Raw genomic sequence first — 17,177 nt, 5'->3', positions numbered from 1 at the left:
CGATCCGAGCTGCGGGGAGAGGGCGCACAGGCGGTCGCAGGCCGATCTCGCGTAGTCGAAAATAGGTGCGCATTACAGGCAAGACCTTCACGCTGCGACCAGGCAGCGTGCCACGATCAACCGCATGATCTCGTTCGTGCCTTCGATGATTTGATGCGCCCTGAGGTCACGGGCGATCTTCTCGATGCCGTACTCGGTCAGGTAGCCGTAGCCGCCGTGCAATTGGATCGCCCCGTCGGCGGCCGCGAAGCCCGCGTCGGTTGCCATCCGCTTGGACATGGCGCACAGAGTGACCGCGTTCCCGTCGCCGGCATCCAGCGCCGCTGCGGCGCGCCACAGAAGGGCGCGGGCGGCTTCAAGCTCAGTGGCCAGATCGGCCAGCCGGAACTGCAGGGCTTGCGACTCGATCAAGGGCTTGCCGAAGGCTTCCCTTTCGCGCAGGTAGGCGATGGTGCGCTCCAGCGCGGCCGCACCACCGCCGAGAGAGCAGGCCCCGATGTTCAGCCGCCCGCTGTTCAGACCCGCCATGGCGATGCGGAAGCCGCTTCCCTCGCCGCCGAGCAGGTTGGCGGCCGGTACCCGCACGTCGTTCAGCACGACCTGGCGGGTGGGCTGGGCATGCCAACCCATCTTGCGCTCATTGGGCCCGAACGACAGGCCCGGTGTGCCGTCCTCGACCAGCAGCGCGGAGATGCCGCTCGGGCCGGGGCCGCCGGTGCGTGCCATGACGAGATAGATATCCGAAGTCCCGGCACCGGAGATGAACTGCTTGACGCCGTTCAGCACGTACGTGTCACCGTCGTGCACGGCGGTGGTGCGCAGTGCCGCGGCGTCCGAGCCGCAGCCCGGTTCGGTCAAACCGTAACTTGACAGGGATTGCATCGAACACAGCTGAGGTAGGAAGCGATCGCGCTGCCGGGCGTCGCCGAAAGTGTCGATCAACGTGGCGACCATGTTGTGGATGGACAGGTACGACGCCACGGCCGGGCAGCCTGTGGACAGCGCCTCGAAGACGAGCACTCCGGCGAGCCGGGACAGGCCCGAACCTCCGGCGTCCTCCCGTACGGTGATGCCACCCATACCGAGTTGGGCGGCCTTGCGCAGGGTGTCGACGGGAAAGTGGTGGCTAACGTCCCACTCCACCGCGTTTGGGGCCAGGTGCTCGTCGGCGAAATCCCGTGCGGTACGGGCGATGTCCTGGAGCTCTTCGGTCAGGGTGAACATCTTCTCCTCGATTTCCGTGGTGAGGACCGAACGCGGCGCGGCGCGACCGGGAACGGCATCCGGGATCAACCGCCCTGCGGTATCGCGTGGACAAGCGACTGGTCGATCCCGAGGTCGTCGAGCAGCAACTGCAGCGGACCGGTGTCACGACGCGGGGCCGGGCGACTGGAAGCCCACTCGGCCAGGTGCCCGGGATCGAACCGCAGGTCACCGGCCGCTGCCACCGCTACCCAGGGGTCGAAGTCCGCGGCCCGGAACGCGGCCAGCCCGCTGATCAACGCGTCGCGGAACAGCGCGCGCTCGGAACCGTCGAGCGAGCGGTAGAGCGACCCGGCGAGCTCACGGAACACGACAGCGTGCCCGCTCTCGTCGCGGCGGTGCATATCCACCGTCATGCGGTTCATCGGCTGGATGCCCTCGGCGGTGGCCAAGGCCGAAAGAAAGCCACTGATGGTGGTCTCGGCGGCGAGGGAGAAGGCGATCTCGACCAGGTCGCGCCCGAAGCCCGACAAGCCCTCGCGAGCACGGTCGAGGCCCTGCACCACCGACCAGCCACGCGGGTCGAAGGCCAGGTCGCCGAGCTTGCGTCGGCGCTTGGTGACACCGACCGCGTTCTGGCACATCAGGATGTGAAAGTGCTCGTCGACGATGGTCTGGTGCAGAGCGATGAACGACACGTCGTCGCGGCGCACAGGGATGTGCTCCTCCAGCATCAGCCGGCAGGCCGGCAGGATGATCTCGTTCTCGACGGCCGTCGTCTTCGCGTTGTACGCGATCCACGCGGCCGCGAGTACGCGCTGGCGTGCCTCCCGGTCGAGTGGCTCGGCGCCGGGTAGAGCGAGCACCGGTACGAGGTGCTCGGGAAAGTCCGGCAGGTCCGGGTCGAAGTGCCCATCGAGGTCGAGCTCGTCCTTCTTCACTGCGACGCGTCGGCTCCAGCGCGTGGTGAGCTGGGCCAGCAGGTCACGCTCGTAGCTCGGTCGTTGCGCAGGGGTGTCGGTGGACATGCGATGTCAGCCTCATGCTGCGGGTCGGTGGAAGGGAAGGCCCCGGCGGCGCCCGAAGCCGGGTCATCGGCATCGGGCACCAAGCCGGGGTGGGCCGGCAGGGCGAGTCGATCGAGACGCGCCTGCCAGCGCTCTGCTTCGACCGACGAGTCCACGGGTGGTGGAAGCTCGCCGGCCGGGTTCAGCCAGCCGGCGACCGGCCGGATGCCGTGCAGGGAGTTGACCGCCCATACAGGCACGCCGGAAAGGTCCGCCATGGTGGCCGTCTCGAAGACCACCCGATGGCCGGCCGCGGCCACTTCGGCGGTCAGGAGCGCCCGCGTCACTCCGGGCAGCAGGTCAGGCCCGGGCGGCGGGAGACACAGGGCCGAACCGCGCCACCAGACGAGGCTGGTGGTACCGCCCTCGCGTACGTGCCCGGACGCTGACAGCAGAAGTGGCTCATCACCGCCCGCCGCCCTGGCGGCCTCGCGCAGCCGCTCGAGCAGAGCGAGGTCCGGACCTTTGGCCCAAGGCAGTTCACGGGGGTCTGCCATGCCGGGGTGCCATATCACCACCGGTCCACCGCGCTGCGGTGCGGGGCGCAGCCACAGGACCAGGCGCGCGCCATACGTACCCGGCCGGGCCTCCACCCGAGGGAACCAGCGTCCCCGAGACGGCAGAAGGTTTACGGCCGCGCGCAGGAAGCCGGTTGCGTGACCGTCCGGTACGCCGAGCAGTCGGCCGCAGGTATCCCGGAACCTGCGCGCGTGGTTCGGCAGCGCCCGTACCCTGCCGTCCTCGACCAGCCATGAATCGGCGACGAGCGTGGGGCCCGGTGCCGGTGCCGGTTCCGGCTCGGGCAGCAGCGCACCGTGCGGACCGGCGGCCGGATCCCAGACATAGCGGCCGGGCCGTGCCGGGGTGGAGACGCTCATCAGGCCGTGGTGCCCGACTGAGCAGGGAACGGCGCGCGGTAGGCGCGCAATGGAGCGTCGGCCTTGAGGATCATCTCCTGGAACTCGTCGCGCGGATCCGAGTCGAGCACGATCGCACCTCCGGCGCCGACACTCAGATCGTCACCGTTGCGGACGGCCGTGCGGATCACGATGTTGAGATCGGTGCCCCCGGAGAAGCCGAAGTAGCCCAGGACACCGGAGTAGACACCGCGTGCCTCGGTCTCGAGGCGGTCGATGATCTCCATGGTGCGCAGCTTTGGCGCACCGGTCATGGAGCCGCCGGGGAAGCAACGCCGAACGCAGTCGACGGCGCCGACGGAGGGGCGCAGCCGTCCTTTGACTGTGGAGACCAACTGGTGCATCGTCTGGTAGCTCTCGACGGCCATGTAAGGATCGACGTGCACACTGCCGACCTCGCACACCTGACCGAGGTCGTTCCGCAGCAGGTCGACGATCATCAGGTTCTCTGCTTGCGTCTTCGCGCTGGCCTTGAGGCCGGCGGCAAGTGCGGCGTCCCGTGTGGGGTCGGCGTGGCGTGGGGCGGTGCCCTTGATCGGCTTGCTCTCGACCCGTCTGTCCCGTTCGATTCGCAAAAAGCGCTCCGGCGAGGAGCAAAACACCGTCACTCCGTCGATGCGGAGGAACGCGGAGTATGGCGCCGGATTCAATCGCCGCAACCGGCGGTAGAACTCCGTGTCATCACCGTCGAAGGGCAGATGCAGCTTGTTGGTCAGACAGATTTCGTAGCTCTCGCCGCGAATCAGCTGACGCTGGGCGGCTCGGACGTCGTCTTCATACCCGACCTGCCCGCGCACCAGGTGCTCGGTGAGGTCGGGAGCCGGACTCGCATCGGTCAGGTCCGGCACCGGTACCGGACACAGTCGCACCAGGCGGGCAGCGGTGCGTTCCACCCATGTGCGCGCCTCCTTCTCGGTCTGCTCGTTGTAGAGGGCCAGCACGTAGGTGCGGTTCTCCAGGTGGTCGACCGCGACCAGCCGGTCGGCGAGCATCCAGGCAGCGTCCGGGGTGTCGGCGGAGTGCCGGACACTCGCGCCGCACTCGGCCTTCAGTTCGTATCCCAAGTACCCCACGTAGCCGCCGGTCAGGTCGAACGGCAGTGAGCCCGGGTCGATCTTGTGCTCGCGCAGTCGCGCCTGCAGTACATCGAACACGCTGCCGCTGAGCACGCGCACGCCGGAGGCATCGCGCGCCTTGACCGCCGAGGCACCGACTCGGTAGGTGAGCACCTCACTGAGCGGACCACCGGCGTCGCCCATAAACGAGAAACGCGAGAGTCCTGCCTCCACCCGGCTGCTGTCGAGCCAGAAGCTGTCCGGACTGTCGGCGAACAGCTCCAGAAACACCGCCTCGGTGTCGACCGCTTCGGGAAGTTCGGTGTTCAGTATCCGTAGTCGGTCGTCGGGAGCGGAACCGGTGTCCTGCGGTCGTGCGTCGGCCCGGGCCCGGACGGTCGACGGCTGTATGCCGGCATGGGTGCGCGTGCGCGCGGTCCGGCGGGTGAGGTCGGTGAAGTTCGCGACGAGTTCCTGCCCGTACTCCGAGGCGATGGACTCCGGGTGGAACTGGACGCCCCAGCGCGGCAGATCGCGATGGCGCAGCGCCATGACCACACCATCCTCGGAGCGGGCGGTGGCGATCAAGGTGTCGGGCAGCGGCTCCTGAACGCACAGCGAGTGATATCGCACCGCGGTGAACTCGGTGGGGATGCCCATGAAGAGTTCGTCGTCGCTGTGTTTGACCGTAGTGAGATGGCCGTGCCGCGGTTGCGGAGCCGAGGAGACGGTGCCGTCGGCCAGGTGTGCGATGGCCTGGTGGCCGAGGCATACGCCGAGCACCGGGAGACTGGTGCGCAGCAGAAGATCACCGATGTACCCCACGTCGCGGCCGTTCTGCGGCCGTCCGGGACCCGGGGAGATGACGATGTTGTCGAACCCGTCCAGCGACATCGTGGGCAGGGCGGGGTCGTCGTTGACGACCACCACTGGGTCGACGCTGGTGACCTGGGAGATTAGCTGGAAAAGATTGAAGCTGTAAGAGTCGTGGTTGTCGACTAGCAGGGTGCGCACTCGAATACTCCTGGTTCAAGCGGTCGCCGTCGGCGGCGTGAAACCCTGGTTCGCGGACGGTACAGGTCGTCCGGACCATGGGCGCAACGGTGTGTGCACAGAGGGTCGAGGCGGCATGGCCGCGTGGCGAGTCCGAAGGCCGGCGGTCGGTCGACCGTCCGGCACATACGCGACTGCTCAGGCCAGTTGGACGGTGGCGTGCAATGTGGCGAGAACTTGGCCCTCGGGTGATGCGGCGGTCACCTCGACCCGTACCCGGTTGCCGGGCAGTTTCTCCTCAACGGTCCCGGACAGCAGGAAGACCGCGCCTGTCGCGTCGTCCGGGACCGGAACCGGCCGGGTCAGGCGGATACGGTGCTCCACCAGAGCGCCTGGGTCGCCGGTCCACCCGTTGACGATCTCCAACACTTTGCCGAGTGTGAAGGGACCGTGCATGATCACATCAGGGAGTCCCACGGAGCGCGAGATCCGTTCGCTCCAGTGGGTGGCGGCGAAGTCCAAGCGCATGGTTCGGCCGCCGAACAGCAGCAGCGCGAGGCGGTCGACCGATACTTCTTTATGCGGCAGTTTCTGTCCGGCAGTGGTGTCCTCGTAGCGCACCTTGGCGGTCATGCCGCGTTCTCCTGCTCGGTCTCGGCAGTCGGATCGAAGGTGTCCGTGTGAGAGATGACGAACTTGTAGCCCGTGCTGCACACCGGCTCGTCGTCGGTGGTGATCTCGTTCTGAATGTGAATGATGTCGCGCCGCCGGCTGATCTCGGTGATGTCGGCGACGGTCGAGGTCAGCGTGAGCCGGTCGCCGAGGCGGATGGGGCGGTGCGAGACCGTGTGCAGATCGGCCAGCAGCAAGTTGGCGCCGGGCTTTCGCCCGAGGTCGGGTTCGTACATCGGCCAGGCCCACACCATGCGGAACCACAGCCGTGAGGCGAACGCCGGCGGCGCGATCGGTGCGGGGTGCCCGAGCGAACGGGCCGCTTCCCAGTCCCAGTAGACCGCGAGTGGTTCCTCGAACTGAGCCGCCGCATCACGCAACGTGCCCTCATTGATCACCAGGACAGCTTCCGATTTGCTACTGCGGCCGATGACCGCGCGATTCAACGGCATGATCGAACCATCTTTCCTCCCCGTACGGTCCAGGCGTTGCCCGGTGATTGGAGACGCACTCCGAAATAATTGACGATTCTTTTACTTCGGGACGTTCTGCGTCGTATTCCATTCGATCGGAGCCGGACGCTCGATCGGTTTCGGGCGTAATGATTCAGGAGTGGCAAGGCAACTGACAACGGCAGGCTTGTGCGCGCATATATAGTGAGTGCTGTTGGGGTGCGCACGTATCCACGTCGTCGGGACGGACTACGTCATGGAGTTACAACGGATTCAACTATTCCGTTAACAGGCCATCCGAAACCGGGGGGAACCGTGAATCAGAAGCCGCCCGACCGCGATTATCAGGAGCTTCTCCGGAGATATCGCGCCAAAGTCACCCGCGAGCTAATCGGGTTGCCGCCCCGTATCTCCACGCGGCGTTCACGCAGTGCAAATCTTCGCCAATCCGACATGGACGAAGCACTTCGAGGGGGTACGGGCACGTATCAGAAACTGGAGAACGGTGTCCTGGCTCCGTCGCGCGAACTCTTCCTGCGCGTCGCCAGGACCCTGCACTTCAGCGACCATCATCTGCGCATCGCCCATCTGGATCTCTTCAGGACGGACCCGGTGTTGCCGATGGGTCCCGTCTCCCCACACTGGCACCGCTGGGTCGGCAGCCACACGGAGATGGCCTTCGTCTGCTCTCCGGCCGGCGACGTCATCGCCGCCAACGACGCTTTCACCCGGATGTTCCCGACCGGTGGGCCACCGTCCAACGTGACGGAGTGGGCGCTGCTGTCCGCCGAGGCCCGTGAGGAGGTCTTGCAGAACTGGGAACGGGATTGGGCGCCGCACCTTCTCGCGGACTTGCGTCTCGCTCTCGCCCGACACCCGGACGACCCGGCCCTGCAGAAACTGCGTGACGCCGTCCGCGGCGACTCGCGTACGCGGCACATTGAGGACGCGCCCACCGGTGTCGGGGACGAGCCACGCCAACTGCGCCACGCGAGACGCGGGGTGGTCACGGTCCGCGTGCTGACGTCGTACACGAGGGGGGTCACGACCGTGACGCTCCTCTCGGAGACCCCTTCTCGCACAGGTGCAGCCACCTCTGCGGAGCGACGGCGTTGAGTGACCGACGGTGAAGAGGTACGGCCAGGCAGCCCGCTAGCTCCAGAGCGTCCCCGCCGTCGCCCCGGCGGCGACCGGGTCGAGCCTGTGGTCAGGGTCGATCAAGCCGGGCAGCTTGGCCTCGGTCTCCGTGTCCGCCGGTAGGCAGGTGAACAGCTTCACCCCCGGGGACTGCAGGGCGGCCAGCCGCACGTAGTCCACGGTCAGCCGGCCGAGCCGGGGGTGATCGAACTTCCAGCGGGCGGATCCGAAGTCGGCCACGCGGTGCTCGTCCCACAACTCGCGGAACTCGTCGCTTACGTCGTACAGCTCGTCGCTCAACTGAGCGAAGCGCGGGTCGCCGAGGTTGCGGGCGGCATCCGCACGGAACTGGGCGAGCAGCCCGGAGGCCTGGGCGCGCCAGTCCACCAGCAGGCCGCGCGTCTCCGGGTCGGTGAACACCAGGCGGATGATGTTGCGTTCGGGGCCGGGCAGCCGGGCGGGATCGCCGATCAGCCCGGCCTCGGCCGCGTTCCAGGCCAGCAGGTCCCAGCTGGGGCCGATGAGATATGTCGGGTTCGGGTTGAGCGCGTCCACGAGGCGCTGCAGCTCGCCGCTCGGTGCGTCGGCGACCTCCTGACGCACGACACCTTGCTGGTCGGCGAGCGTGTACATGTACCGCTTCTCGGCGGTCGACAGGCGCAGCGCGCGCGCCAGGCTGTCGAGCACCTGTCTGCTGACCGTGATGTCCCGTGCCTGTTCGAGCCAGGTGTACCAGGTCATGCTCACCCCGGAGAGGTGTGCGACCTCTTCTCGCCGCAGTCCCGGCGTCCGCCTCCGGGGCCCCGGCTCGATCCCGACGTCACGGGGTGAGATCTGCCCGCGCCGGGCCCGGAGAAAGTCCGCGAGCTCCTGCCGCTGCGCCGTGTTGTCCATCCCATCCCCCGGTACGGACCGTAGCCGTCGATGCTGGTGCCGTCACCACTAGCATATCCGCGCCCATGTGCGGAGGCCGAACACAGTGGAATCTTGGGTGACATGACGCACCGTAAGGCCGGCCCGGCCGCCCACGGACCGACGAGCGCGCCGCAAGCGACCCACGGGACGGCCTTGGCGGGATCCACCGCCGCCTCGCCCTGGCGGGCGCTGCCGGTCATCCTCGTCGGCAGTTTCATGGCCATCCTCGACACCTTCATCGTGCTGGTCGCCGCCCCCGCGATCCAGGCCGACCTGCACGCCTCCGACGGCGAAGTCCAATTGATCGTCGCCGGGTACCAGATCACCTACGCCGTGGCTCTGATCACCGGGGCTCGGCTCGGCGACGCATTCGGCCGCAAGCGGTTGTTCATGGTCGGTATGGGCCTGTTCACCCTCACCTCGGTTGCCTGTGCCCTGGCGCCGACCGCCGGGGTGCTCATCGGGGCGCGCCTCGCGCAGGGCCTGAGCGCGGCGCTGATGTTCCCCCAGGTCTTCTCGATGATCCAGGTGCTGATCCCGGCACAGCAGAGACACCGCGCGTTCGGCGCGCTCGGCTCGGTGATCGGCGTTTCGACGGTCGTCGGTCAGTTGGTCGGCGGCCTGCTGATCTCGGCGGACCTGTTCGGCACCACCTGGCGTCCGGTGTTCTGGGTGAACGTCCCGATCGGGCTGATCACGCTGGCGCTGGCGGCCCGGGTGTTGCCCGAGACCCGGGCGCCGCAGGCCCGCTCACTGGACTTGCCGGGTCTTGCGGTGCTCACGATGGCGTTGTTCCTCCTGGTGATTCCGCTGGTGGAGGGGCGCGACGCAGGCTGGCCGGTCTGGAGCTGGGTCAGCCTCGCCGGCAGTGTGGTCGCGTTCGTGCTGTTCATCGTGGTCGAGCGTTGGGTGGAACGGGCGGGGCGTGCCCCGCTGGTCTCCCTGCGGTTGTTCGCCGAGCGCCCGTTCGCGATCGGCATCACGCTCGTGGTCGTCGCCTACGCCGGTGTGAATTCCTTCTTCCTGATCCTCTCGCTGATGCTCCAGAACGGTTTCGGGATGTCCGCCCTGGGCGCGGGGCTCGAGTACACACCGCTGGCGGTCGCCTTCTTCGCCACCAGCTTGCTGGCGGCGCGCTGGACGCCGCGCCACGGCCGACGCGTGCTGGAGCTCGGCAGCGTGCTGGCCGCGACGGGCTTCCTCGCCACGCTGTTGATGGCCCTCTCCGCGGGTGGGCGGCTTTCGGCCGGTCCGCTGATCGCGCCGCTGATCCTGGTGGGACTCGGCAACGGCCTGCTGCTCCCCCAGCTGCTGAACACGGTGCTCGGACGGATCCCTCCGAGCGAGATCGGCATGGCTTCCGGTGTTCTGTCGACCGGCCAGCAGGTCGGCGGAGCGGTGGGGGTCGCGGTGATCGGCGTGTTCTTCTTCGACGCTCTGACGCCGCACGGCAGCAGGGTGGCGCAGTATGCGCATGCCTTCGGCACAGCGGCGATCCTGAATCTGGCCATCGCGGTCGTCGCCACCGCGCTGCTCTTCGCTTTGCCCCGCGAGAAACCGGCCGAGGCCGCCTGACAGACGGCTCGCGATCGGATGCATGACGGCCATCTCGCCGACGTGTGCCAAGGGGAGGGGCGCCCGCGGTGCGGTGTGGAGACGTGGGGGCGGGAGCGGCGATTACGGATTTGACTTCCCCAGGCACCAGGCACCAGGCACCAGCCCCCTAGGCGTTCCTAGGCTCCACGCACAATCCCCTCCGACCTGCGTCGACGCGGTCGGAGGGGATTTTTTGACGTCCGGGGCCGATGGGGCCGGGGCGTCAGGAGTGGTCGTCGTCCTTCTTCTTGCTCTCGGCTTCCTTGTCTTCGTCGGCCTCCGCCTCGGCCTGCTTGGCCTGGACCTCCGGGTCGAGGGGGGAGCGGTCGCCGCTGCCGTCGACGGAGGTGAGGTGGGGGCGGTCGGCGATCTCGGTGGCGGCCGGGGGTTCGACCAGCCAGTCCGGGTTGGCCTGCTTGTCCCACCAGCGCCAGGCCGCGACGGCGCCGCCCACCAGCAGGCCCGCGAAGGCCAGCCGCTTCGCCACGCGGCCGGCCCGGCCGCGGCGGGAGCGCTTGCGGCCCAGGCGCTCCACGTCCTGCGCGGGCACCTGGCCGCGCAGCACGGCGAGCGCGGCGGTGCCGCGGGAGACGGCCTCGTCGCGGACGGGCTCGGCCGCGGCGCGGGCCCGGGCGGCGGCCTGGTTGACCTTGGGCGGCAGCACCTCGCGGGCATGGTCGATCCGGGGCTGCAGGTGCGCGTCGTACTGGGAGCGCGCCTGCTGGGCGGCCTCGGCCACCTTGGGAGCGAGCCGGACGCGGGCTTCGTGCGCGTAGTGCACGGCGGCGTCCTTGGCCGTGCCGGCGTAGGGCGCCACCACTTCGGCCGCGTGGCGCACGCTGTCCTTGGCGGTGCTGGTCGCGGCGCGCACGCTGTCCTTGCGGGTCACGAGAACCTCCTCCTCGGTGGCGTACTGGACTGTCGCCTTTCCACCCAGTGGGAAATCATGCCTGTCCAGGGGTGGTCCGGCAGGTTCGGTAAGGCATCCGGGTCAACGGGCCTCCGGCTCGACAATGCCATGGTTCGCCGCCGCGCGCGGGGCTTTGGGCGTTACTCGCCGGACGCCGGTCCGTGCGAGGATCGGTGGCTGTCAGTGCAGACTATGGAAGGTAGATCGTGGCCGAGCAGCTCTACGCGACCCTGAAGACCAACCAGGGGGACATCGAGATCCGGCTCCTGCCGAATCACGCCCCGACGACGGTCAAGAACTTCGTCGAGCTCGCCAAGGGCGAGCGCGAGTGGGTCCACCCGGCGACCGGCAAGAAGTCCACGGACAAGCTGTACGACGGCACGGTGTTCCACCGCGTCATCAGCGGCTTCATGATCCAGGGCGGTGACCCGCTGGGCAACGGCACCGGCGGCCCGGGGTACGAGTTCAAGGACGAGTTCCACCCCGACCTGGCGTTCAACAAGCCGTACCTGCTGGCCATGGCCAACGCCGGCCCGGGCACCAACGGCTCGCAGTTCTTCATCACCGTGTCCCCGACCACGTGGCTGACCGGCAAGCACACCATCTTCGGCGAGGTCAGCACCGACGCGGGCAAGAAGGTCGTGGACGCCATCGCGGGCGCCCAGACCAACCCGCGCACCGACCGTCCGGTCCAGGACGTCGTCATCGAGAGCGTTGTGATCGAGTCCCGCTGAGGACCGTTTTCGTACGCAGGGAACCCGGCGCCCCGCCCGTCCGTAAGACGGTCGGGGCCCTGCTCGGCAACGGCGGCGCCCGGGTCCGCCACAGGGGCGAGGGGAGAGCATGAACGACCAGGCCGTCTGCTGCTACCGGCATCCGGACCGCGAGACGGGCATCCGCTGTACGCGCTGCGAACGGCCGATCTGTCCCGACTGCATGGTCAACGCCTCGGTCGGCTTTCACTGCCCCGAGTGCTCGGGCGGCGGCTCCGGCCCCGCGCGGGGGAACGACCGGGAGGACGCCGCCCCGCGTACGGCCGCGGGCTCCGTCGAACGCCCCGGTGACCCCTTTCTGGTGACCAAGGTGCTGCTCGGCATCAACATCGCGATCTGGATCGCGGTGATGGTCAAGGGGCAGGACGTCGTCGGCACCCTGGAGCTGATCGGGCGCGACCCGTTCCAGGACGGCGAGGGGGTCGCCGAGGGCCAGTGGTACCGGCTGCTGACCTCGCTGTTCCTCCACGAGTCGGTGATGCACATCGGCTTCAACATGCTGTCGCTCTGGTGGCTGGGACCGCCGCTGGAGGCCGCCTTCGGCCGGGCCCGGTACCTGGCGCTCTACCTGCTGTCGGGGCTCGGCGGCAGCGCGCTCACCTATCTGATGGTCGACCCGGGCGGGCGGTCGTACGGCGCCTCGGGCGCGATCTTCGGCCTGCTGGGGGCCACCGCCGTGCTGATGCGCCGGCTGAAGTACGACATGCGGCCGGTGATGGCGCTGCTCGTGCTCAACCTGATCTTCACCTTCACCTGGAACAACATCGCCAAGGAAGCGCACATCGGCGGCCTGGTGGTGGGCGCCCTGGTGGCGTACGGCATGGTGCACGCGCCCCGCGCGCGGCGGGCGCTGGTGCAGTGGCTGACCTGTGGGGCCGCGCTGGTGGCGATCCTGGTGACGGTGGTCGTCAGGACGGCCGAGCTGACCTAGGGGACGCCCTCCGGGGCGCCGGCTCCGGAGCGTCACCCTCCCCTGTCACCCACATCAGTGCGCCGGGAGTTGTCCACAGCATCCACCGGCCGGTGTGCAGGACGGCGGAAAAGCCGCCTCCGGTTTTTGGTGCACCCGCTCCGACCTGCGGGTATGACGACGGACGCCGGTGTGGGCGACGATCCACAGGGATCGCGAACAGTCACACCGGCGTCAACGCCGAGGAAGTTATCCACAGATCTTCTGAGTTTTTCCCCACTGTGGATGAGGGTGTGGATAACCGGGCTGGCCCACTACTCCGCCGCCCCGCTCCGACCCGCTACTTCCACTGGGTGGAGACCACGAACCCCGCCGCGATGAAGCCGAAGCCGACCACGATGTTCCAGTTGTGCAGGGACTCGATGGGCATGTCGCTGCCCGTCACGTAGAAGATGACGATCCACGCGAGCCCGATCAGGAACAGTGCCAGCATGAGCGGAGCCACCCACCGCCGCCCGCTGTTCAGCTTGATGCTCTGCTGCTTCGCCGGCGGGGGCGTGAAGTCTTCCTTCTTGCGGATCCGTGACTTCGGCACGAGGAACTCTCCTGTCGATGCGCTGCGTAACCGCGCTGGGTGTACAAGGGCTGGTCGGCCGCGTCGGGGAGCGCTTCCTCCCCCCGGGCGTCCGTTAGCGTAGTGCTTCAGCGGCGTCGGAGAGGACAAGGGTACGTTGAGCAATTCTGCCGTCTCCACCAGCGACGCAGCGCCCGACCACCGCCCTCCCCGGCGATTCCGCCCGGTACGGCTGCTGACGGCCGCGGTCTTCGCGCTCGCGGGCCTCATCTTCTGGATGAGCTTCAACACCGCCAAGGGCACCGACATCCGCACCGACGCCTCCATGCTCCGCCTCTCCGACCTGATCCAGGAGCGCAGCAAGGGCAACGGCGAACTGGAGCGGAGCGCCGCCACCCTGCGCGCCGAGGTCGACTCCCTCGCCGGCCGCGACTCCGGCGGCGACACCGCCGAGGCCCGCCGACTGGCCGCCCTGGGCGACGCCGCCGGCACCCGGGAGATCGGTGGCAGCGGGCTGACGGTCACCCTGACCGACGCCCCGCCCAACGCCACCGCCAAGGTCCCCGGCGTCCCGCAGCCCCAGCCCAACGACCTGGTCATCCACCAGCAGGACCTCCAGGCCGTCGTCAACGCCCTCTGGCGGGGCGGCGCCCAGGGCATCGAGGTGATGGACCAGCGGCTGATCTCGACCAGCGCCGTCCGCTGCGTCGGCAACACCCTCATCCTCCAGGGCCGCGTCTACTCCCCGCCCTACAAGATCACCGCCGTCGGTGACCGCGGCCGGCTGCGCAAGGCCCTGGACACGTCGCCCACCATCCAGAACTACCTCCAGTACGTCACCGCTTACGGCCTCGGCTGGAAGGTCGACCAGCACGACAAGGTGACCCTCCCCGGCTACACCGGCGTGGTGGACCTGCACTACGCCAAGCCGGCCGGCTGACGGGCCCGGAGCGCCCGGCGGGGACTCCGCGCCGGGGTTTGCCCGGCTGCGCCCCGCGCACGGGTGCGGCCCCTTACTCTGGTCCGGCAAAGACCATCCCCGTCGGCAAGTAGGGACAGCATGTACGTCTGGATCTGGCGTCATCTGCCGGGCAACGCGTGGGTGAAGGCCCTGATCTCCGTGGTCCTCGTGCTGGCCGTCGTCTACGTCCTCTTCCAGTACGTCTTCCCCTGGGCCGAACCGCTGCTGCCGTTCAACGACGTGACGGTGAACGACAGCCTGCCGACACCGGCAACGGAATGGCGGTGACGCGATGAGCGCGCGCATCCTCGTCGTGGACAACTACGACAGCTTCGTCTTCAACCTCGTCCAGTACCTCTACCAGCTCGGCGCCGAGTGCGAGGTGCGCCGCAACGACGAGGTCGAACCGGCGCACGCCCAGGAGGGCTTCGACGGGGTACTGCTCTCGCCCGGCCCGGGAGCGCCCGAACAGGCCGGTGTCTGCATCGACATGGTGCGGCACTGCGCGGCCACCGGGGTGCCGGTGTTCGGCGTCTGCCTGGGCATGCAGTCGATGGCCGTCGCCTACGGCGGGGTGGTCGGCCGGGCGCCCGAGCTGCTGCACGGCAAGACCTCGTCCGTCAGCCACCAGGGCGCCGGCGTCTTCCAGGGGCTGCCGTCGCCGTTCACCGCCACCCGCTACCACTCCCTCGCCGTCGCGCGGGAGGGCTGGCCGGACGAGCTGGAGATGACCGCCTGGACGGAGAGCGGCATCGCCATGGGCCTGCGCCACCGCGATCTCCCCGTCGAGGGCGTGCAGTTCCACCCCGAGTCGGTGCTCACCGAGTGGGGGCACCGGATGCTCGCCAACTGGCTCGTCTCCTGCGGTGACACGGGGGCGGTGGAACGGTCGGCCGGGCTCGCCCCGGTGGTGGGCAAGGCCGGAGAGTGAACGGGCTCCGCCCCGAGCGGGACCCCTGGGGGGCGCCGGCGCCGGAGCGGTACGCGCCCCCGCCGGCGGACCCCCGGCCGCCCGCGGAGCCGTACGGGCACGGGTCGGGTGAGCCGGCCGACGAGCCGTACGGACACGGTCAGGGCGAGCCGGCTGGCGGCCCGTACGGGGGCGAGTCGTCCACCGGCCCGTACGGCGGCGAGACATCCAACAGCCCTTACGCCGGCGAGTCGTCCACCGGCCCGTACGCCGGCGAGACGTCCACCGATCCCTACGGACACGGGCGGAACGTTCCGGCCGACGACCCGTACGAGTACGTGCCGGGCGGGCGGGCCGGCGGGCCCTGGCCGTCCGCGCCCGGACTCGCCGCCTGGTCCCCGGGCGTCTCCCGGCCGCTGCCGCCGGAGAACGCCGGACGGCCCGTCGCCCGGCCGCTGCCACCCGAGATGCCGCGCGAGGCCGTCTCCCGCCCCCTCCCGCCGGAAGCCCCGGTGGGCATTCCCCCGCAGTCCCACGGCGGTGCCCTGCCCCTGCCGCCCGAGGACGACGCGACGATGCCGCTGCGCCGGACGGCGGCCCCCTCGGCCGCGGCGCCGGCCGTGGCTCCCCGGCCGGCGGGCGGGCGGAGCGGCGCCGGGCCGCCCGGCGGGCGGAGCGGGCGCGCAAGGACGGCCTCGGGGTGGTCGTCAGCCGGCTGCTGGGCGAAGTGTTCATCACCATAGGCGTGGTGATGCTGCTGTTCGTCGCCTACCAACTGTGGTGGACGAACGTCATCGCCCAGCAGCAGGCCGGCGGCGCGGCGAAGGACCTCCGCAGGAGCTGGGCCCGGGACGGCGGCAAGGACCGGGACGCGGGCGCGTTCTCGCCCGGCGAGGGCTTCGCCATCATCTACATCCCCAAGCTCGACGTGAAGGCCCCGATCGCCGAGGGCACCGGGAAGCACAAGGTTCTGGACCGCGGCATGGTCGGGCACTACGGCAAGGGGCCGCTGAAGACGGCGATGCCCTGGGACCGACAGGGCAACTTCGCGCTCGCGGGCCATCGCAACACCCATGGCGAACCGTTCCGCTACGTCAACCGGCTGCAGCCCGGTGACAAGATCGTGGTGGAGACGAAGAGCGCCTTCTACACCTATGAGATGACGAGCCGACTGGACCAGACGTCACCGGCGAACGTCGGGGTCATCCGCCCGGTACCGCAGGGTTCGGGCTTCACGGGACCGGGCCGGTACATCACCCTGACCACCTGCACCCCCGAATTCACCAGTACGTACCGGATGATCGTGTGGGGCAAGATGGTGGACGAGCGCCCGCGCGGGAAGGGCAAGCCGGACGCGCTCGTCGACTGACGGACGGCAGGGGAGCGGGGTACGGGCGGGCTGTGGCAGGGACCGAGGAGCTGACCGACGGCGCGCCACCGCGGCGCGGCCGTACCCGGGGCCGGATAGCCGCCACCGTCGGCGTGATCGGCGAACTGCTGATCACCGCCGGCGTGCTGCTGGCGCTGTTCGTCGTCTACTCGCTGTGGTGGACGAACGTGATAGCCGACCGCGAGGCGAAGCGGCAGGGCGCGCAGGTGCGCGAGAACTGGGCGCGGAAGGGGCCGGGCGCCCTGGACACCAAGGACGGGGTCGGCTTCCTGCACGTGCCCGCCATGGGCAAGGGCGAGGTGCTGGTGAAGCCCGGCACGGGCAGCTCCGTGCTCAACGAGGGCGTGGCCGGCTACTACCGCAAGCCGGTGAAGGCCACCCTGCCCTGGGAAGGCCAGGGCAACCTCACGCTGGCGGCGCACCGGGACGGGCACGGCGCCAAGTTCCACAACATCCACAAGATCAAGGACGGTGACCCGGTCGTCTTCGAGACGCGGGACACCTGGTACGTCTACACGGTCTACAAGGAGCTCAAGCAGACCTCGCGGTTCAACGTGAAGGTCCTCGACCCCGTGCCCCGGGAGTCCGGGAAGACCGTTCCGGGCCGCTACCTGACGCTGACGACCTGTACGCCGATCTACACCTCCGACTACCGCTACGTCGTCTGGGCGGAGTTGTCGCGGACGGAGAAGGTCGACGAGAAGCGGACGCCGCCGAAGGAGCTCCGGGGCTGATCCCGGGC

19 protein-coding genes are annotated in these 17,177 nt (G+C 69.1%); 10 read left to right on the top strand and 9 right to left on the bottom strand.

Features of this window, described 5'->3' with window-relative positions; genetic code table 11:
• Positions 1-87 precede the first annotated feature (87 nt).
• The 6 genes from ACQEVS_RS17095 to ACQEVS_RS17070 all read right to left on the bottom strand — a co-directional run bounded on the left by ACQEVS_RS17095 (position 88) and on the right by ACQEVS_RS17070 (position 6,359).
• Positions 88-1,224, bottom strand: coding sequence for an acyl-CoA dehydrogenase family protein (locus ACQEVS_RS17095; RefSeq protein ID WP_433027641.1), 1,137 nt, complete (start codon positions 1,222-1,224; stop codon positions 88-90).
• Positions 1,225-1,289: 65 nt separating this feature from the next.
• The gene (locus ACQEVS_RS17090) at positions 1,290-2,231 is read right to left on the bottom strand and encodes an AurF N-oxygenase family protein (RefSeq protein WP_433021334.1); all 942 of its coding nucleotides are present in this window, start codon (positions 2,229-2,231) and stop codon (positions 1,290-1,292) included.
• Entirely contained in the window at positions 2,141-3,148 is a 1,008-nt protein-coding gene (locus tag ACQEVS_RS17085) for an aminotransferase class IV (RefSeq protein ID WP_433021332.1), read from the bottom strand. The genes ACQEVS_RS17090 and ACQEVS_RS17085 overlap by 91 nt, the downstream gene beginning before the upstream one ends.
• Positions 3,148-5,256 carry an aminodeoxychorismate synthase component I gene (pabB, locus tag ACQEVS_RS17080; protein ID WP_433021330.1) on the bottom strand — a complete coding sequence of 703 codons (2,109 nt, stop codon included), beginning with the start codon at positions 5,254-5,256 and terminating at the stop codon, positions 3,148-3,150. The genes ACQEVS_RS17085 and pabB overlap by 1 nt, the downstream gene beginning before the upstream one ends.
• 177 nt (positions 5,257-5,433) lie before the next feature.
• Complete coding sequence (locus ACQEVS_RS17075) at positions 5,434-5,868, bottom strand: MaoC/PaaZ C-terminal domain-containing protein (protein ID WP_433021328.1); 435 nt, start codon at positions 5,866-5,868, stop codon at positions 5,434-5,436.
• A complete protein-coding gene (locus ACQEVS_RS17070) occupies positions 5,865-6,359 on the bottom strand; it encodes an FAS1-like dehydratase domain-containing protein (RefSeq protein ID WP_433021326.1) in 495 nt (164 codons plus the stop codon). The genes ACQEVS_RS17075 and ACQEVS_RS17070 overlap by 4 nt, the downstream gene beginning before the upstream one ends.
• Positions 6,360-6,674: 315 nt before the next feature.
• On the opposite strand from ACQEVS_RS17070, the gene ACQEVS_RS17065 reads away from it, so the two are divergent.
• The gene (locus tag ACQEVS_RS17065) at positions 6,675-7,475 is read left to right on the top strand and encodes a sulfotransferase (protein WP_433021324.1); all 801 of its coding nucleotides are present in this window, start codon (positions 6,675-6,677) and stop codon (positions 7,473-7,475) included.
• 36 nt (positions 7,476-7,511) lie between these two features.
• Here the strand turns inward: ACQEVS_RS17065 and ACQEVS_RS17060 are convergent, their stop codons facing one another.
• Complete coding sequence (locus ACQEVS_RS17060) at positions 7,512-8,390, bottom strand: helix-turn-helix transcriptional regulator (protein ID WP_433021322.1); 879 nt, start codon at positions 8,388-8,390, stop codon at positions 7,512-7,514.
• 102 nt (positions 8,391-8,492) lie between these two features.
• Between ACQEVS_RS17060 and ACQEVS_RS17055 the strand changes: the two genes are divergently transcribed.
• Entirely contained in the window at positions 8,493-9,986 is a 1,494-nt protein-coding gene (locus ACQEVS_RS17055; RefSeq protein WP_433027638.1) for an MFS transporter, read from the top strand.
• Between the two features lie 244 nt (positions 9,987-10,230).
• Here the strand turns inward: ACQEVS_RS17055 and ACQEVS_RS17050 are convergent, their stop codons facing one another.
• Positions 10,231-10,896, bottom strand: coding sequence for a DUF5324 family protein (locus ACQEVS_RS17050; protein ID WP_433021320.1), 666 nt, complete (start codon positions 10,894-10,896; stop codon positions 10,231-10,233).
• 227 nt (positions 10,897-11,123) lie between these two features.
• Between ACQEVS_RS17050 and ACQEVS_RS17045 the strand changes: the two genes are divergently transcribed.
• Positions 11,124-11,651, top strand: coding sequence for a peptidylprolyl isomerase (locus tag ACQEVS_RS17045; protein ID WP_433021318.1), 528 nt, complete (start codon positions 11,124-11,126; stop codon positions 11,649-11,651).
• Between the two features lie 109 nt (positions 11,652-11,760).
• Positions 11,761-12,621 (top strand): rhomboid family intramembrane serine protease, encoded by an 861-nt coding sequence (locus ACQEVS_RS17040; RefSeq protein WP_433021316.1) that lies wholly within the window; start codon positions 11,761-11,763, stop codon positions 12,619-12,621.
• 319 nt (positions 12,622-12,940) lie between these two features.
• Here the strand turns inward: ACQEVS_RS17040 and crgA are convergent, their stop codons facing one another.
• On the bottom strand, positions 12,941-13,195 hold the full coding sequence (crgA, locus tag ACQEVS_RS17035; protein WP_433021314.1) for a cell division protein CrgA: 255 nt from the start codon (positions 13,193-13,195) through the stop codon (positions 12,941-12,943).
• Positions 13,196-13,331: 136 nt separating this feature from the next.
• Between crgA and ACQEVS_RS17030 the strand changes: the two genes are divergently transcribed.
• The 6 genes from ACQEVS_RS17030 (at position 13,332) to ACQEVS_RS17005 (ending at position 17,169) form a co-directional block, all read left to right on the top strand.
• Positions 13,332-14,114 (top strand): DUF881 domain-containing protein, encoded by a 783-nt coding sequence (locus ACQEVS_RS17030; protein WP_433021312.1) that lies wholly within the window; start codon positions 13,332-13,334, stop codon positions 14,112-14,114.
• Positions 14,115-14,234: 120 nt separating this feature from the next.
• A complete protein-coding gene (locus tag ACQEVS_RS17025; protein ID WP_185940340.1) occupies positions 14,235-14,423 on the top strand; it encodes a hypothetical protein in 189 nt (62 codons plus the stop codon).
• Between the two features lie 4 nt (positions 14,424-14,427).
• A complete protein-coding gene (locus tag ACQEVS_RS17020) occupies positions 14,428-15,066 on the top strand; it encodes an aminodeoxychorismate/anthranilate synthase component II (RefSeq protein ID WP_433021310.1) in 639 nt (212 codons plus the stop codon).
• Positions 15,063-15,788: a hypothetical protein gene (locus ACQEVS_RS17015; RefSeq protein ID WP_433021308.1), complete on the top strand. Its 726-nt coding sequence runs from the start codon at positions 15,063-15,065 to the stop codon at positions 15,786-15,788. The genes ACQEVS_RS17020 and ACQEVS_RS17015 overlap by 4 nt, the downstream gene beginning before the upstream one ends.
• The gene (locus ACQEVS_RS17010) at positions 15,746-16,414 is read left to right on the top strand and encodes a class E sortase (RefSeq protein WP_433021306.1); all 669 of its coding nucleotides are present in this window, start codon (positions 15,746-15,748) and stop codon (positions 16,412-16,414) included. Before ACQEVS_RS17015 ends, ACQEVS_RS17010 begins: the two co-directional genes overlap by 43 nt.
• A gap of 32 nt (positions 16,415-16,446) precedes the next feature.
• The gene (locus ACQEVS_RS17005; protein ID WP_433021304.1) at positions 16,447-17,169 is read left to right on the top strand and encodes a class E sortase; all 723 of its coding nucleotides are present in this window, start codon (positions 16,447-16,449) and stop codon (positions 17,167-17,169) included.
• Positions 17,170-17,177 lie beyond the last annotated feature (8 nt).

This window comes from Streptomyces sp. CA-181903 (assembly GCF_050937075.1).
Taxonomy (GTDB): Bacteria; Actinomycetota; Actinomycetes; order Streptomycetales; family Streptomycetaceae; genus Streptomyces.
This window is presented reverse-complemented; position numbering and strand designations above follow the sequence as displayed.